Source organism: Streptomyces griseoflavus, assembly GCF_014649995.1.
Lineage (GTDB): Bacteria > Actinomycetota > Actinomycetes > Streptomycetales > Streptomycetaceae > Streptomyces > Streptomyces griseoflavus.
This window is the reverse complement of record NZ_BMUC01000001.1, coordinates 699,779-713,470: the sequence shown is the minus strand read 5'-3', so window position 1 is coordinate 713,470 and position 13,692 is coordinate 699,779. Positions and strand designations below refer to the sequence as shown.

General features: G+C 73.9%; 13 protein-coding genes and 1 tRNA gene. 9 read left to right on the top strand and 5 right to left on the bottom strand.

The window, feature by feature from the left end; genetic code table 11:
• The first annotated feature begins 382 nt into the window (after nucleotides 1-382).
• The 4 genes from IE172_RS03080 (at nucleotide 383) to IE172_RS03065 (ending at nucleotide 4,316) form a co-directional block, all read left to right on the top strand.
• Nucleotides 383-1,027: an HNH endonuclease family protein gene (locus IE172_RS03080; protein ID WP_190095464.1), complete on the top strand. Its 645-nt coding sequence runs from the start codon at nucleotides 383-385 to the stop codon at nucleotides 1,025-1,027.
• An 87-nt stretch (nucleotides 1,028-1,114) separates the two neighbouring features.
• Nucleotides 1,115-2,761 carry an alkaline phosphatase D family protein gene (locus IE172_RS03075; RefSeq protein WP_190095463.1) on the top strand — a complete coding sequence of 549 codons (1,647 nt, stop codon included), beginning with the start codon at nucleotides 1,115-1,117 and terminating at the stop codon, nucleotides 2,759-2,761.
• A 251-nt stretch (nucleotides 2,762-3,012) separates the two neighbouring features.
• Entirely contained in the window at nucleotides 3,013-3,468 is a 456-nt protein-coding gene (locus tag IE172_RS03070; protein WP_190095462.1) for a DoxX family protein, read from the top strand.
• Between the two features lie 239 nt (nucleotides 3,469-3,707).
• Entirely contained in the window at nucleotides 3,708-4,316 is a 609-nt protein-coding gene (locus IE172_RS03065; protein ID WP_190095461.1) for a DedA family protein, read from the top strand.
• Between the two features lie 43 nt (nucleotides 4,317-4,359).
• Here the strand turns inward: IE172_RS03065 and IE172_RS03060 are convergent, their stop codons facing one another.
• Nucleotides 4,360-4,593, bottom strand: a complete 234-nt coding sequence (locus IE172_RS03060) for a DUF2277 domain-containing protein (RefSeq protein ID WP_190095460.1) — start codon at nucleotides 4,591-4,593, stop codon at nucleotides 4,360-4,362.
• A gap of 110 nt (nucleotides 4,594-4,703) precedes the next feature.
• Between IE172_RS03060 and IE172_RS03055 the strand changes: the two genes are divergently transcribed.
• Nucleotides 4,704-5,069, top strand: coding sequence for a DUF8825 domain-containing protein (locus IE172_RS03055; RefSeq protein WP_190095459.1), 366 nt, complete (start codon nucleotides 4,704-4,706; stop codon nucleotides 5,067-5,069).
• Nucleotides 5,070-5,119: 50 nt separating this feature from the next.
• Here IE172_RS03055 and IE172_RS03050 read toward each other — a convergent pair.
• Nucleotides 5,120-5,191: transfer RNA gene (locus IE172_RS03050), tRNA-Val, on the bottom strand.
• A 244-nt stretch (nucleotides 5,192-5,435) separates the two neighbouring features.
• Here IE172_RS03050 and IE172_RS03045 point away from each other — a divergent pair.
• The 4 genes from IE172_RS03045 to IE172_RS03030 all read left to right on the top strand — a co-directional run bounded on the left by IE172_RS03045 (nucleotide 5,436) and on the right by IE172_RS03030 (nucleotide 8,951).
• A complete protein-coding gene (locus tag IE172_RS03045; protein ID WP_190095458.1) occupies nucleotides 5,436-6,236 on the top strand; it encodes a DUF4097 family beta strand repeat-containing protein in 801 nt (266 codons plus the stop codon).
• 119 nt (nucleotides 6,237-6,355) lie between these two features.
• On the top strand, nucleotides 6,356-7,741 hold the full coding sequence (locus IE172_RS03040; protein WP_229885758.1) for a hypothetical protein: 1,386 nt from the start codon (nucleotides 6,356-6,358) through the stop codon (nucleotides 7,739-7,741).
• A gap of 37 nt (nucleotides 7,742-7,778) precedes the next feature.
• A complete protein-coding gene (locus tag IE172_RS03035) occupies nucleotides 7,779-8,000 on the top strand; it encodes an FmdB family zinc ribbon protein (protein ID WP_037937401.1) in 222 nt (73 codons plus the stop codon).
• Nucleotides 8,001-8,150: 150 nt separating this feature from the next.
• On the top strand, nucleotides 8,151-8,951 hold the full coding sequence (locus tag IE172_RS03030; RefSeq protein WP_190095456.1) for a DedA family protein: 801 nt from the start codon (nucleotides 8,151-8,153) through the stop codon (nucleotides 8,949-8,951).
• A gap of 86 nt (nucleotides 8,952-9,037) precedes the next feature.
• Here IE172_RS03030 and IE172_RS03025 read toward each other — a convergent pair whose 3' ends face one another.
• Genes IE172_RS03025 through IE172_RS03015 form a run of 3 tightly spaced genes read right to left on the bottom strand, consistent with a single transcriptional unit; the run spans nucleotide 9,038 to nucleotide 13,522 of the window.
• A complete protein-coding gene (locus tag IE172_RS03025) occupies nucleotides 9,038-9,850 on the bottom strand; it encodes an HAD family hydrolase (protein WP_190095455.1) in 813 nt (270 codons plus the stop codon).
• A complete protein-coding gene (locus tag IE172_RS03020; protein ID WP_190095454.1) occupies nucleotides 9,850-12,351 on the bottom strand; it encodes a phosphoribosyltransferase in 2,502 nt (833 codons plus the stop codon). Before IE172_RS03020 ends, IE172_RS03025 begins: the two co-directional genes overlap by 1 nt.
• 4 nt (nucleotides 12,352-12,355) lie before the next feature.
• On the bottom strand, nucleotides 12,356-13,522 hold the full coding sequence (locus IE172_RS03015; RefSeq protein WP_190095453.1) for an HpcH/HpaI aldolase/citrate lyase family protein: 1,167 nt from the start codon (nucleotides 13,520-13,522) through the stop codon (nucleotides 12,356-12,358).
• Between the last annotated feature and the right edge of the window lie 170 nt (nucleotides 13,523-13,692).

Below are 13,692 nucleotides of genomic sequence, written 5' to 3'. Positions count from 1 at the left end.
TGCCCCACCGAGAGTGCTGCGCGATTCCACGGGACACCTCGGCACGGCAGCGCACACGGCACCCGTGCCGAGGGGGCACGGGCGTGCACTGCTTGCCGAAGGTCTCGCTGGCGGGGCCCGCACCGCGGGTCCGCCTCCGGGCGCCGGCTCAGGCGGGCTGAGCAGTATGTCGACGGTCCGGCGAAGAGCTACTCCCCTTCTGCGCCGTCCATCGTACGCGACGCCCGCCCCGGCCCCCGTGCGCGGAAACTTCACACCCGGCCCATAGACGTGTCATGCACGCGTCATTAGCTTCTTACCGGATCCACCCCTCCCGGCAACACGGCGCCGCGAGCATTCCCCTGCCCGCACGCCGACCGCCCCACCTCACAAGGGAGTTCGCATGTCGAAGCTCTACGCGCGTCGACGGCTCAGCATAGCCGCGGCGCTCACCGGAGTCATCGCCTCCGTCGGCCTGTTCCACGCCCCGTCCGCCTCCGCCGCCCTGCCCACCCCGGTCAGCGCCGCCACCGCACGGGGCTACCTCTCCTCCCTGGACGTGCGCACCGAGAACCGCACCGGCTACAACCGCGACCTGTTCCCGCACTGGATCACCGTCAGCGGCACCTGCAACACCCGCGAGACGATCCTCAAGCGCGACGGCACCAACGTCGTCACCGACTCCTCCTGCGCCTCCACCAGCGGCAGCTGGTACTCCCCGTACGACGGCGCCACCTGGTCCGCCGCCTCCGACGTCGACATCGACCACCTGGTGCCGCTCGCCGAGGCCTGGGACTCCGGCGCCGGCTCCTGGACCACGGCGCAGCGCCAGGCCTTCGCCAACGACCGCACCCGCCCGCAGCTCCTCGCCGTCACCGACAACGTCAACCAGTCCAAGGGCGACCAGGACCCCGCCACCTGGATGCCGTCGCGCTCGGCCTACCGCTGCACCTACGTCCGCGCCTGGGTGCAGGTGAAGTACCACTACGACCTGTCGGTCGACTCGGCGGAGAAGTCCGCCCTGCAGGGGTACCTGGCCACCTGCTGAGGCGCCCCGCGAACCGCCGGGCGCGCGGATCTCCCCGGCGGCCTCCGTCGCTGCGTACCGTACGGGGCGACGGAGGAAGGGGTCACCATGGCCGGACTGCGGCTCGGACCACTGCTGAGGTACGTCGACGGCTCGTCCGCGACCCTGTGGGTCGAGACCGACGGGCCGGGCACCGTCGAGGTGCGCTGCCCGGAAGGGCCCGGCGGGGAGGCCGGCACCTTCCGCGTCGCCGGACACGACTACGCGCTCGTCCAGGTCACCGGACTCGCGCCGGGGACGGCCACCCCGTACGAGGTCTTCCTCGACGGCACCCGGGTGTGGCCGCTGCCGCAGGACCCCTTCCCCTCGCTCCCGCCCTCCGTGATCGCCACCCCGGGCCCGGACGACCGGACGCGCGTCGCCTTCGGCTCCTGCCGGTGGGCCTCCCCGCCCACCGGTGAGCCCGACCCGGTCGGCCCGGACGCGCTCGACGCCCTGGCCAAGCGCATCGCCGCGGACCCGGCCGGCGAGCGGCCCGACGTCCTGCTGCTGCTCGGCGACCAGGTGTACGCGGACGAGACCTCCGACGCCACGCAGAAGTGGCTGGCCGGCCGCCGCGACCTGAAGGAGCCGCCCGGCATCCAGGTGGCGGACTACGAGGAGTACACCCACCTCTACTACGAGTCCTGGCTCGACCCCCAGGTGCGCTGGCTGCTGTCCACCGTGCCCACCTGCATGATCTTCGACGACCACGACGTCATCGACGACTGGAACACCTCCGCCTCCTGGGTCGAGGACATGCGCGCCACGTCGTGGTGGCACGAGCGGGTGCTCAGCGGCCTGATGTCGTACTGGGTGTACCAGCACCTGGGCAACCTCTCCCCCGCCGACCTGGAGAGCGACCCGCTCTACGCCGCCGTGCGCGAGCGATCCGACGGCACCGGCGCGCTGCGCGCCTTCGCCTCCGAGGCCGAGGCGGACGCGACCGCCGTGCGCTGGAGCTACCGGCGCGACTTCGGCCGGGTGCGCATGGTGATGGTGGACAGCCGCGCGGCCCGCGTGCTGGAGGAGGGCCGGCGCTCCATGCTCGACGACGACGAGGCCGCCTGGCTGCGCGCACAGGTCCTCGACGGGCGCGACGGGTACGACCACCTGCTGATCGGTACGTCCCTGCCCTGGCTGCTGCCCCATCTGGTGCACGACGCCGAGGCCTGGTGCTCGGCCCTGTGCCGGGGCGACAAGGGCCCGCGCTGGGCGCGCTTCGGGGAGAAGCTGCGGCGCGCGGCGGACCTGGAGCACTGGTCGGCCTTCCCCGAGTCGTTCGACGGGCTGGCGGGGCTGATCGCCGAGGCCGGTACCGGGGCGGAGGCGCCGGCGACGGTGTGCGTGCTCTCCGGGGACGTCCACCACGCCTATGTCGCGGAGCCGCGCTGGCCGGGGGGCGGGGCGCCGGACGCCCGGGTGGTGCAGCTGACCTGCTCCCCGGTGCACAACTCGATCCCGGCGTCGATACGGCTCGGCTTCCGTTTCGGGTGGAGCTCCCTCGCCCGGGGGCTCGGACGGGTCTTCGCGTGGCACGGCGGTCTGGACCGGCCCGCGGTGAGCTGGCGCAAGACGGGCGGGCCCTGGTTCGGCAACCAGCTCATGACGCTGACCGCCCACGGGCGCTCGGCGGTGCTGCGGCTGGAGCACGCGCGGCGGGGGGCCGCCGGTGTGCGCCTCAGGACGGTGTCGGAGACCCGGCTGAGCCGTTGAGTCCGACGGCGCCTGTGAGGCGCCTGTGCGGCGGGAGGTGGATCCGGTCACGCCCGTGGGCGAGGGAGTGGACCGAGGACCGTACTGACGTGCGACGGCGGGTCCCCGGGGCGCCCGGAAGGGGCGCGATTCCTGGCCGAATGTTGAACTTGCAAGTAAGCGTCGCGCGTTTCTAGCGTGGGAATCCGACTCGGTTCCGCCCCCGGACCGGCCCCGTCCGCGGGGGCCGGCCTGACCGAAGGAGACCCCCCATGAGTGAAAGGCTCAACAGTGCCCAGCCGTACGCGCTGGGCCTGTTCCGCATAGTCGTCGGGCTGCTCTTCGCCTGCCACGGCGCCGTGGCCCTGCTGGGCCTGCTCGGCGGCGTGGACGGCGCCGGCGGCGCCGTCGAGGCGGGCGCCTGGCCGCGCTGGTACGCGGCCCTGATCGAACTCGTCGGCGGCTGCCTGGTCCTGCTCGGCCTCGCCACCCGGGCGGCGGCGTTCCTCTCGTCCGGCGCCATGGCGTACGCGTACTTCACGGTCCACCAGCCCGACGCCCTGTGGCCCATCCAGAACCACGGCGAGGGCGCGGCCCTGTACTGCTGGGCCATGTTCCTGCTGGTGTTCACCGGCTCCGGCGCCTTCGGCCTGGACCGCCTGTTCGCCCGGCGCTCCTCCTCCCCGGACGGCCGGCGGACGACGGAGCGGACCCCGGTGACCGCCTGACCGACCGCGCGGCGCCCTCCCCCGGCACCTCGGGGAGGGCGTCCCGCACGCCCGGCCCTCCGGGGACCCACCGGCCGGAAGGCGAACGGCGGACAGCGGGCGCGCGAACCCCCCGTGACCTTTCTGTCACTTACCGGGCGTACGCTGTATGGCTGTCATCGGCCACACTTCTGCCACTCCTGCCGCCCCCGCGTCAGCACGGCCGGATCTGGCCCACGGGGGCGCTACGGGGAGTTCGGGTGGAGAGTCTGGGGTCGCTGGTCGGCAGCCCGTGGATCTATGCGGTGGTGGCCCTGTCGGTCCTGCTCGACGTTTTCCTCCCGGTCCTGCCCAGCGGGGTCCTGGTGATCACGGCGGCCACGGCGGCCGCGGCCGGTACGGCGACCGACGTGCCGGACATCCTGGCGCTGACGCTCTGCGCGGCCACCGCGTCCGTCCTCGGCGACCTGGTCGCCTACCGCCTCGCCTGGCGCGGCGGCGCCCGCCTGGACCGGGCCATCGCCCGCTCCCGGCGGCTGAGCGGGGCGCAGGACCGTCTCGGCGCGGCGCTGGCGCGAGGGGGCGGCGCGCTGGTCGTCCTCGCCCGGTTCGCCCCGGCCGGCCGCTCGGTGGTCTCCCTCGGCGCCGGCGCCGCACGGCACCGTGCCCGCGACTTCCTGCCCTGGTCCGCGCTGGCGGGAGTGTCCTGGGCGGGCTACAGCGTGGCCCTGGGCTACTTCGGCGCCCACTGGCTGGGCGCGACGTGGCTGGCGACGGCGGTGTCGGTCGGCGCGCTGTTCGCGGCGGGCGCGGGAGCGGGCTTCCTGATGCGCCGCAGGCCGCACCCCCGGCCCTCGGAGGCTTCGTAGGCCCCGGACCGGGCCCCGTCCCCCGGAGGGCCGGCGCCGCGGACTAACCGGCCGCCTGCCGCGCGGCGGCCCCGCGGACCTCCAGGCCGTCCAGCAGCTCCGCGGTCGCCTCGGTGATCGCTTCCACCGCCCGCTCGAACACCTCGCGGTTGTGCGCCGCCGGCGCGCGGAAGCCGGACACCTTCCTCACGTACTGCAGGGCCGCGGCCCTGATCTCCTCCTCCGTCGCCTCCTCGGGCAGCACGGGCGGACGCAGGGTCTTGATACTCCGGCACATGCCCCCAGTCTGACGCGCGGTGCCCGCGTACGGCCACGAACGAACGAATGCGCGGGGGAAGACCCTCCGGCAACTCGCCACCCAAAATCGAACAGGCGTATTATTGCGCTGTGGCTGCGACCTATGACTTTCCGAGTGACCTCCTCGCCGGTCAGGAGGAACTGCACCAGGTCAGGGCCGAGTTGTCGGCCCTGCTGAAGCGGCTCCCCTGGTCGGTGGAACCCCTCGACGGGTTCAGTGACGACAACGGCTGGCGGAAGGTCGAGCGCCCCGCCTCGCCGGGCTGGACCGAGGACGAACAGGCCGAGGTGGAGAAGCTCAGACGGCGGGAGCACGAGCTCGCGGTCTTCGTCAGCGGCCACCGCTACTGGGCCGCGGTCGGCGGCTCCGACCGGGTCCACGCCCGCAGCCGGCTCAAGCACGTCCACGAGGACACGGCCGAGGGCACGGGAGGGGGCGCGCGGGGCTCGTCGTGAGCGCACGACGACGGCCTCCGGACAGAGTCTCCGGAGGCCGTCGGTCACGGTGGGCGCGGACGGTTTCGAACCGCCGACATCCTGCTTGTAAGGCAGGCGCTCTACCCCTGAGCTACGCACCCGGGGCCCGGGCCGCGTGCCCAGGTCGAGTCGACAGCCTACATGGCCCGGGGCGCGGTCCGGCACACCCGTATCCCGAGGTCCCGCGGGGGCCGCGCGGCACTCTCCCGGGGTTTTCCTGGGGATATCCCCACCCCTGATCCGGGAGCGGCCCGGATCCCCCGCCGGGCCGTGCGTCCGTACGGTCGAAGAGTGCTCGAACACGGCTGTCGGGCGCGCCACCGTCCGGCCCAGGGGGAGACCACCATGACCCGCACGTCCCGCACCGCGACCCGCACCACCCGTACCGCGTGGACGCGGCCGCTCGCCCTCACCGGGGCCGTCGCGGTGCTCGTCGCGGGACTCGGCGCCTGCGGGACGTCGGCCGCCGGGGACGACGATCCCGACCGCCGGTCCTTCGGCCTGCCGGGCCGCACGCTGACCATCGACTCCGACGACTCCGCCCTGGAGATCGTCGCGGCCGACGACCACCCCGCGGGCCGGATCGAGGTCACCCGCTGGTTCCGGGGCAGGGTCGTCGTGGGCTCCGACGCGGAGAGCACCTGGTCCATGGACGGCGACCGGCTGGTGCTGCGCCAGAAGTGCTCGGGCCTCGTCGTCGACTGCGACGCCCGGCACCGCATCGAGGTGCCCAGGGGCGTCACCGTCGAGGTCGAGGACAAGGACGGCAGCGTGCGCGCCGAGGGCTTCCGCGACGCGCTGAGCATCCGGACGACGGACGGCTCGGTCCACGTCACCGACACCACCGGCCCCCTGGAGCTGCGCACCGGCGACGGATCCGTGCGCGCCCGGGTCTCCTCCCGCACGGTGCGCGTCCACAGCGGCGACGGCTCGGTCCACCTCGAACTCGGCGCCGTGCCCGACCTGGTGGAGTCCCGCAGCGGCGACGGCTCGACGACCATCGAACTGCCCCCGGCCGGCTACCGGGTGGACACGCGGACGGGTGACGGCGGCGAGGACGTGTCCGTGACCCGCGACTCCTCCAGCCCCCACCGGGTGACCGCCCGCACCGGCGACGGGAATCTCACGGTCCGTACGGCGAACTGACGGGCCCGTGTGTTCGTCCTCCACCGGTGGGACAATGACACCGGGCAGGGCGGACGACAGTACGGGAGAGGGATGTGACGGCGATACCAGCGCGGCCGTACTCGCCGTCGGGACCGCGTGTGCCCCGCACCCGCCGCGCCCCGTCGCTCCGGCCGCCGGGGCCGCGCGCCCGCCGGGCCCCCGGCCCGCTGCGGGAGGCGTTCGCCCTCGCGGGGCTGCCGCTGGTCGCGGCGCTGCTGCTGCCCGCCGCGTTCGCCGGCGGCGGGACCCGGCGCTGGTTCGGCGGGCGGGCCGAGAACCAGCGTGCGGAGGCGCAGGCCGCGAAGGACGCGGCGGCGGCCGCGTTCTACGAACTCGACACCGCACAGCGCGATCTGCGGATCTCCATCGAGACGATCACCGCCGTCGACTCCTCGCCCGCCGCCCGCCGCGTCGTCTCCGACTTCGAGGCGCTCGGCCGGCGCATCGACGAGGCCAGCCACCGGTACATCGACGCCGTCGACTCCCACGACCTGGACCGGGACGACCTGGAGGCGTCGGCGGCGTCCCAGGCCCGCGCCCAGCTGACCGCCGCCCAGGAGGAACTGGGGCGGGTCAAGCAGGAGCTGGACCGGTTCGCCGACGGGCTCGGCCCGCTCCTGGGCAAGGCCGAGACCCAGCTCGCCCGGCTCGCGCCCTCCGTGGAACGGGCCCGGCAGGCGCTGCTGGCCGCGTCCGAGGCCCTCGACACCGCACGCGGCTCCGGGCTCGCGGCCGACGACCTCGCCGCCCGGCTCGCGACGCTCTCGCCGGAGCTGACCAAGCTGAACCAGGGGGCCGGGCAGCACGGCGTGCCCGCGACCCTGGAGCGGGCCGAACGCGTCACGCGCGAGGCCGAGGCCGTGCGCGTCGAGGCCGAGCGGCTGCCGGAGCGGGCCGCCGAGATCGACCGCCGGCTGGTCTCCCTGCGCACCCGCGCCCAGGCCCTCACCACCCGCTCCGCGCAGGTCGAACCGATACTGAGCGAGCTGCGCCGCCGTTTCACCGTCGCCTGCTGGGAGGACCTGCAGAACGTGCCCGAGGTCGCCGCGGAGAACGTGGCGCGGGCCGAGAGCAGGCTCGCCGAGGCCAGGACCGCCCGTGAGCAGCAGCGCTGGGCGGACGCGACCGCGCTGCTGTCGACCGCGCGGGCCCTGCTGAACACGACCGACGAGGCGGTCTCGGCCGCCGGTGACCGGCTGCGGCGGCTGAACGCCGTGCAGAAGGACCCCGAGCAGGAGATCGAACGCACCCGCTTCGCCATCCGGGACGCGCAGCGGCTGGCGATGGCCGGCCGCAACACTCCCGATCCGCGTGACGCCCGCCCGCTGGACGACGCCGTCGCCCGGCTGGAGCGGGCCGTCGCCGGTCTGGAGGGCCGCCACCCCGACTACTGGCACTTCCTGACGGAGACGGAGACGGTACGGGCGGCGGTGAGCGACGTGGTGGCCCGCATTCGCGAGGAGCGGGGCGGCGGCGCTCACTGACGCACACGCCGGCGGCCGGCCCGGCTAACCTGTGCCCATGCCTCGCTACGAGTACCGCTGCCGGACCTGCGGCGACACCTTCGAACTGAGCCGTCCCATGGCGGAGTCCTCCGCCCCCGCGGCCTGCCCCGCCGGCCACGACGACACGGTGAAGCTCCTCTCCACGGTCGCGGTGGGCGGCACCGCGTCGGCCGCGGCCCCCGCGCCCCCCGCGGGCGGCGGCGGTGGCGGCTGCTGCGGGGGCGGCTGCTGCGGCTGACGCGCTGCCGGCCCGGCCCGCCCGAATCGGCGTGTGTGAGCACGCCCGGCGTGGAAACCCGTGAGCGACGGCTGTGGTGGCCCGTACCCGTGACAGGGTGCGCGGTCCTCCTCAGCCTCCCTTCAGCTACGGATTCCTAGCCTGGACGGCATGACGGCACTCACAGCGCAGTTGACGGCACCGGACGCGGCCCTGGTGACGGTCGCGGCCCAAGGCGGCCCCGGGCCGCAGTGGGTCCATGACCTCATGGACACGATGGGTGCCCCCGGCGCCGGACTCGCCATCGCGCTGGAGAACCTCTTCCCGCCGCTGCCCAGCGAGGTGATCCTGCCGATGGCCGGCTTCACCGCGAGTACCGGCCGGATGGGGCTGCTCGCCGTGCTGCTGTGGACCACCGCGGGCTCGGTGATCGGCGCGCTCGCCCTCTACGGGGTCGGCGCGCTGCTGGGCCGGGACCGCACCGTCGCCCTCGCGGGGCGGCTGCCGCTGGTGAAGGTCTCCGACATCGAGAAGACGGAGGCGTGGTTCCTGCGGCACGGGACCAAGGCCGTGTTCTTCGGCCGGATGATCCCGATCTTCCGCAGTCTCATCTCCGTCCCGGCCGGTGTGGAGCGCATGCGGCTCCCGGTGTTCCTCGGTCTGACCACGCTGGGCAGCGCGATCTGGAACACCGCGTTCGTGCTCGCGGGCTATCTGCTGGGCGACAACTGGGAACAGGTCACGTCGTTCGCCTCGGCGTACTCGAAGGTGGCCCTCGGAGCGGCTGCGCTGGCGGTGCTGGTCTTCGTGGTGCTGCGGCTGCGGCGGCCCGGGGCCGGACGCCGGCGGCGTGACGGCCGGGACACGCCCGGGGAGACAGCCGCGTCGGAGGCCGGCGAGGAGGACCACCCCACCCGGCAGCTGCGCGTCACCGGCGCCTACGAGCCCACCGGCCGCGGACGGGAGCGCTGAGCGCGGAGTCGCGGGCCGGCCGGCGCGCGTCACCCCACCGCACGGGCGGGGTGACGCGCGCCGCCGTCCTCCGAGGTCGTGCGGGGTCAGCGCGGCGAGCGGACCGTCCGCAGGAGCTCGCGCAGGATGCGCTCCCCGGCGAGGACGCCCCGCTCGGGCAGGGCCCTGACCGCGGGCGCCGTCCAGTCGGCGTCGGCGAGCTCTCCGTGGCCGGGACGCCAGCCCCGGTCGGCGGCGAGGAGCAGGTCGGCGTCGAGGAGGGAGTCACCGGCGGCGAGGGTGAGGTCCGCGCCGGAGCGGCGGGCGACCTCGCGCAGGGCGGCGCTCTTGGTGAGCGGCTTCGGCACGGCGTAGATCTTGCGGCCCTGGAGGGACACCGTCCAGCCGCGGTTCTCCGCCCACACCGCGAGTTCCTTCACCCACTCCTCGCGCAGCAGTTCGCGCTCCACGACCAGGTAGGCGAAGAGGTCCTCGGCGACGCGGTGCTTGCGCACCCACACCGGGTCGGCGGTCCGCAGCAGGTGCTCCCGGACCTCGGACAGCGGGGCGCACTCGTCGGCCAGCCGGGCGAGCACCCGGGCGTGCCAGTCCCGGTCCGGTTCACCGTCGACCAGGATGTGGCCGCCGTTGGTGCAGATCGCGTACGTGGGCCGGGGGCCGGGCAGGTTGATGCGCTGGTACTGCTTGCGGGTGCGGGTCGTCGTGGGGACGAAGAGGGCCTCGTCACCGAGTTCGGTGAGCAGCCGGGCCGCCGTCTCCGTCATGAAGGACAGCGGCCTGCTCTCGTGGACCTCCACGCACAGCAGCCTCGGGGCCCGCGCGTCGGGCATGGTGAGGGCGAGGGCGGCGGCGGAGTAGATGAGGGTGCGGTCGAGATCGCTGGCGACGACGACGGACATCAGCGGGTCACCGTCCTGCCGTCGGCGCCGGTCGCGCCCCGGGTGTAGCGGGGGTGGATCAACCCCACGCAGGTGTAGGGGAGTTGATCGACCTCCTCGACCGGCACGCCCCGCTGCCCGGCGAGCAGGCGGACGTGGTCGAGGTCGCTGCCCGCTCCCGCACGGGCCAGCACCTTCCAGGGCACCCGGCGCAGCAGCACCCGGGTGGTCTCGCCGACGCCGGGCTTGACGAGGTTCACGTCGTGGATGCCGTACTCCTCGCTGATCCGCTCGACCGCGGCCCAGCCCTCCCAGGTGGGGGTGCGGTCGGTGGAGAGCAGTTCCTTGGCCTGGGCGCAGGCCGCGTCCGTGACCTCCGGGAAGCGTGCGGAGACGGCGTCCAGGAAGGCCACCGACAGGTCGGAGCCGGCGAGTTCCCGGTAGAACTTGGCGCCGTGGAAATCGTGCGGGCCGACCAGGTCGGCGCGCAGCACGGTGCGGGAGATCAGGCCGGAGACGGTCGAGTTGAGGCAGGCGGAGGGGATCAGGTAGTCCTCGCGGGTGCCGTATGTGCGGACGCAGGAGCCGGGGTCGGCGAGGACGGCGATCTCCGGGTCGAAGCCGGTGACCCCTTCGGTCTTCTCGAACTCCTCCACGGCCTGGGCGAGTTCGCGGGTGATGGCGCCCTTGCCGGTCCAGCCGTCGACGAAGACGACGTCCCGGGGGTCGTGGTGGGCGGCCAGCCAGCGCAGCGCGTTGGCGTCGATGCCGCGGCCGCGCACGATGGAGACGGCGTAGTGCGGCAGGTCGAGCTGGTGGCGGTGCCGGGCCCAGCGGCGCATCAGGATGCCGACGGGGGTGCCGGCGCGGGCCAGGGAGACCAGCACCGGGCGGGGGGACCGCTCGGCGAGGACGGTCTCGGTGACGACGCCCACGGCGTGCGCGAGGCGGGCCGCCGACTCGTCGAGGGCCGCGTGGAACAGCTGCTGGTACTGCTCGCTGGGCTGGTACTCCACGGGCAGCGACTCGGCGTAGTGGGCGCCGCCGCTCTGGATGGCCTCCTCGCGCTCCTCGGTCGGCGCCTCCAGCGTCACGTCCGAGAGGTCCTGGAGCAGCCAGCCGACCTCCTCGGGCGCGTACGAGGAGAAGGCGGGACCTCTGAGGGGGTCGGGCAGCATGGTGGCGGGCCTTTCGGGGGCGTCCTGGGAGGCGGCGGGCACGTACGACGGTACGACCGCGAGGAGGACGTGCGGGGTGTGCGCGGCGAGCCGGGCGAGCAGTCCGCCGGGGGCGTGCAGTGCGGGGGTGTCGGCGGCCGAGTCGACCACGGCGACGACGGCGTCGAAGCCGGCGCCGGCGACGTTGTAGGCGTAGCGGTCGCCCGGGCCGTCGGCGGGGTCGTCGTGGGCGGGGAAGACCAGGCGGGTGCGTATGGCGTAGCCGGGGTCGTCGACGGCGAGGACGGGTGAGCGGGTGGTGGTGGAGAAGCGCACCTCGGCGCGGGTGGTCCGCTCCAGCTCGCCGGCGAGGCGCAGCGGGGCGTACATCAGCTCCTCGAAGCCGAGGACGAGGACGCGGCGCGCGTGGGCGGGGAGGGCCTCGGCGAGGCGGGCGGCCATACCGGGGAGGGCGGATTCGAGGCGGGCGCGGTGTGCGGGGGTGAAGCCGTGCCGGCCCCCGTCGGGAAGCCCGTCGGGCCAGCCCAGGTCCACCCGCGCGACCGGCCCCGACGCACCCGCACCCGACCGCGCACCGTCGGTGGCGGCCTCGTGGCGGGCCACCAGTTCCTGCCCCTTCTCCAGGACGCCGTCGGGCAACCGCACCGTGCCCGAGGCGACCGTCACCAGGTCGATCCGCGCCCCGATCCCGCGGCCGAACTCCTCCAGCCGTCCGGCGTCCGCGGGCGACCTCATGTCGACGAGGGCGACCACGACGTACCGCGTCCGCGGATACCGCGCGTGCAGATCACGGACGGTGTTCAGCACCGTGTTGCCCGTGGAGAACTCGTCGTCGACCAGCACCAGCGGGCCCTCGCCGGCGAGCAGCCGGGGGTCCTCCGGGAGCAGCAGGTGGGACGTGGCGTGCGAGTGGGACTCCTCGAAGCCGCCCGCCGTGGCCGTCCCCTCGACCGGACGGCGCGTGGAGTGCAGGTAGGGGGCGACGCCCAGACCGTCGGCGACACAGTGGCCGAGACCCGTGGCGGTCTCCGCGTAGCCGAGCACCACCGCCCGCTGCGCCGACTCCCCCAGCAGCTCCCGCACCCTGCGGCCGAGCTCGACCCCGTGGCCGCGCACGACGGCCGGGGACTGGGGGACGTGCTTGCCGAGGACGTGGGACACGAGCAGGTGGGCCCGCTTGGGGTTGCGGCGCAGGGCCAGCCCCAGCAGGCCGGGCAGCGCGTCGTCGCCGGCCAGCTCGACGCCGAGCCGCCGCGCGACCCAGCTGCCGGACCATATGTCCTCACCGGCCGGGGCGCCGTCTCGCACCGGGTGGTGCGTCCCCTCGTTCACAGCCTTCTCCATCCCCTCAGTCCGCCAGGCCCGCCGCGAGCAGTTCGACGAAGCCGATGTCCTCGTTCGCCACGCCGAAGGCCTCCGCGCGCAGCAGGGTCCGTTCGGCCCAGGCGCGGTGCGGCTTCACTTCGTTCATCTTGTTGGTGTAGGCCGACCTGAGTACACCCCCGCCGCCGCGTTCCGGCCGCAGGATGTCCTGGGCGTCGCTGTACTCCTCGTGGCTCACGACGGACAGCGCGTGGACGGGCAGGACGTGGGAGGGGTGGATGCAGGTCTTGCCCAGCAGTCCGTTCGCGCGGTCGAGGGAGATCTCGCGCAGCAGGCCGTCCATGGCGTGCTCGATGAGCTTCTGGCGCAGGGCGACGGCCTGGACCTCGTGGAAGGGGCTCTGCCGCAGCAGGGGCTTGAACATGCGCTCCTGGACGCGGAAGTACTCCCAGACGGGCCCGGTCACGGTGAACCCGGTGCCGTCGGCGCGGCCCAGCATGTTCACCACGTCGGAGATGACGGAGGCGACGACCTGGATGTCGTACGCCGTCATGTCGGGGCCGCGGCGCAGCCCGTAGGAGGAGCAGAAGTCGGTGACGCCGAGACGCAGGGCGAGGACGCGGTCGCGGTACTTGTCGACGGCCCGGAAGATGCCCTCCAGGGTCTCCACGCGGGACTCGCGGTAGAGCAGTTCGGGGGACTCCAGGACCGGCATGGCGAACAGCCGGTGGCCGCTCTCGGCCTCGGCGAGCGTCAGCGCCTCCAGGAAGGGCAGGCCGCGTTCGGCGGTGAACTTCGGCAGCACGAATCCGGACAGCAGCGACACGGTGGGGCCGAGGCGCCGGGTGAGGTCGGGGATCTGCTCGGGGGTGCGGACGCGGATGAACAGCAGCGGCCGTTCCGCCCCGGGCCGTCCGGCCAGGTCGGCGAACTGGCGTACGAGGTTCTCCTCACCGGCGATCACGTCGGCGTCGCTGATGGAGTCCTCCAGGCACAGCACCATGGAGACCACGCCCTGGGCGCCCTGCTTGAGGACGTCGTCGGCGAGGCGGGGCCTGGTCGCCGGGCTGTAGAGCGTGGCCCCGAGGGCGGCGGAGAGGAGCCGGGCCGGGGAGGCCGGGGTGAACTCACCGGGCTCCTGGTAGAAGAGACGTTTCCGCACCGCAGGGGCGATGTGCCCGAAATGACGCATTTAACTCCCCCGTGGTGTCCGTGGAATCAGTGGAATGTCGGAAGGTGGCCGGTAATAGTACGTAGATCTCGATGTCGACGGTTCCCGCCGGGCATGAACTTCAGGTAACCCGACCGTGTCGAGCCCAACCCCCCACGTTGTCGTGACCAGGACGGAGAGGGCAGGATGAC

Excerpts from the sequence above, each read along its gene's own strand:
- IE172_RS03020 (WP_190095454.1), bottom strand. The coding sequence starts at position 12,351 with ATGGAGAAGGCTGTGAACGAGGGGACGCACCACCCGGTGCGAGACGGC.
- IE172_RS03075 (WP_190095463.1), top strand. The coding sequence starts at position 1,115 with ATGGCCGGACTGCGGCTCGGACCACTGCTGAGGTACGTCGACGGCTCG.
- IE172_RS03030 (WP_190095456.1), top strand. The coding sequence starts at position 8,151 with ATGACGGCACTCACAGCGCAGTTGACGGCACCGGACGCGGCCCTGGTG.
- IE172_RS03070 (WP_190095462.1), top strand. The coding sequence starts at position 3,013 with ATGAGTGAAAGGCTCAACAGTGCCCAGCCGTACGCGCTGGGCCTGTTC.
- IE172_RS03025 (WP_190095455.1), bottom strand. The coding sequence starts at position 9,850 with ATGTCCGTCGTCGTCGCCAGCGATCTCGACCGCACCCTCATCTACTCC.
- IE172_RS03045 (WP_190095458.1), top strand. The coding sequence starts at position 5,436 with ATGACCCGCACGTCCCGCACCGCGACCCGCACCACCCGTACCGCGTGG.
- IE172_RS03060 (WP_190095460.1), bottom strand. The coding sequence starts at position 4,593 with ATGTGCCGGAGTATCAAGACCCTGCGTCCGCCCGTGCTGCCCGAGGAG.
- IE172_RS03015 (WP_190095453.1), bottom strand. The coding sequence starts at position 13,522 with ATGCGTCATTTCGGGCACATCGCCCCTGCGGTGCGGAAACGTCTCTTC.
- IE172_RS03035 (WP_037937401.1), top strand. The coding sequence starts at position 7,779 with ATGCCTCGCTACGAGTACCGCTGCCGGACCTGCGGCGACACCTTCGAA.
- IE172_RS03080 (WP_190095464.1), top strand. The coding sequence starts at position 383 with ATGTCGAAGCTCTACGCGCGTCGACGGCTCAGCATAGCCGCGGCGCTC.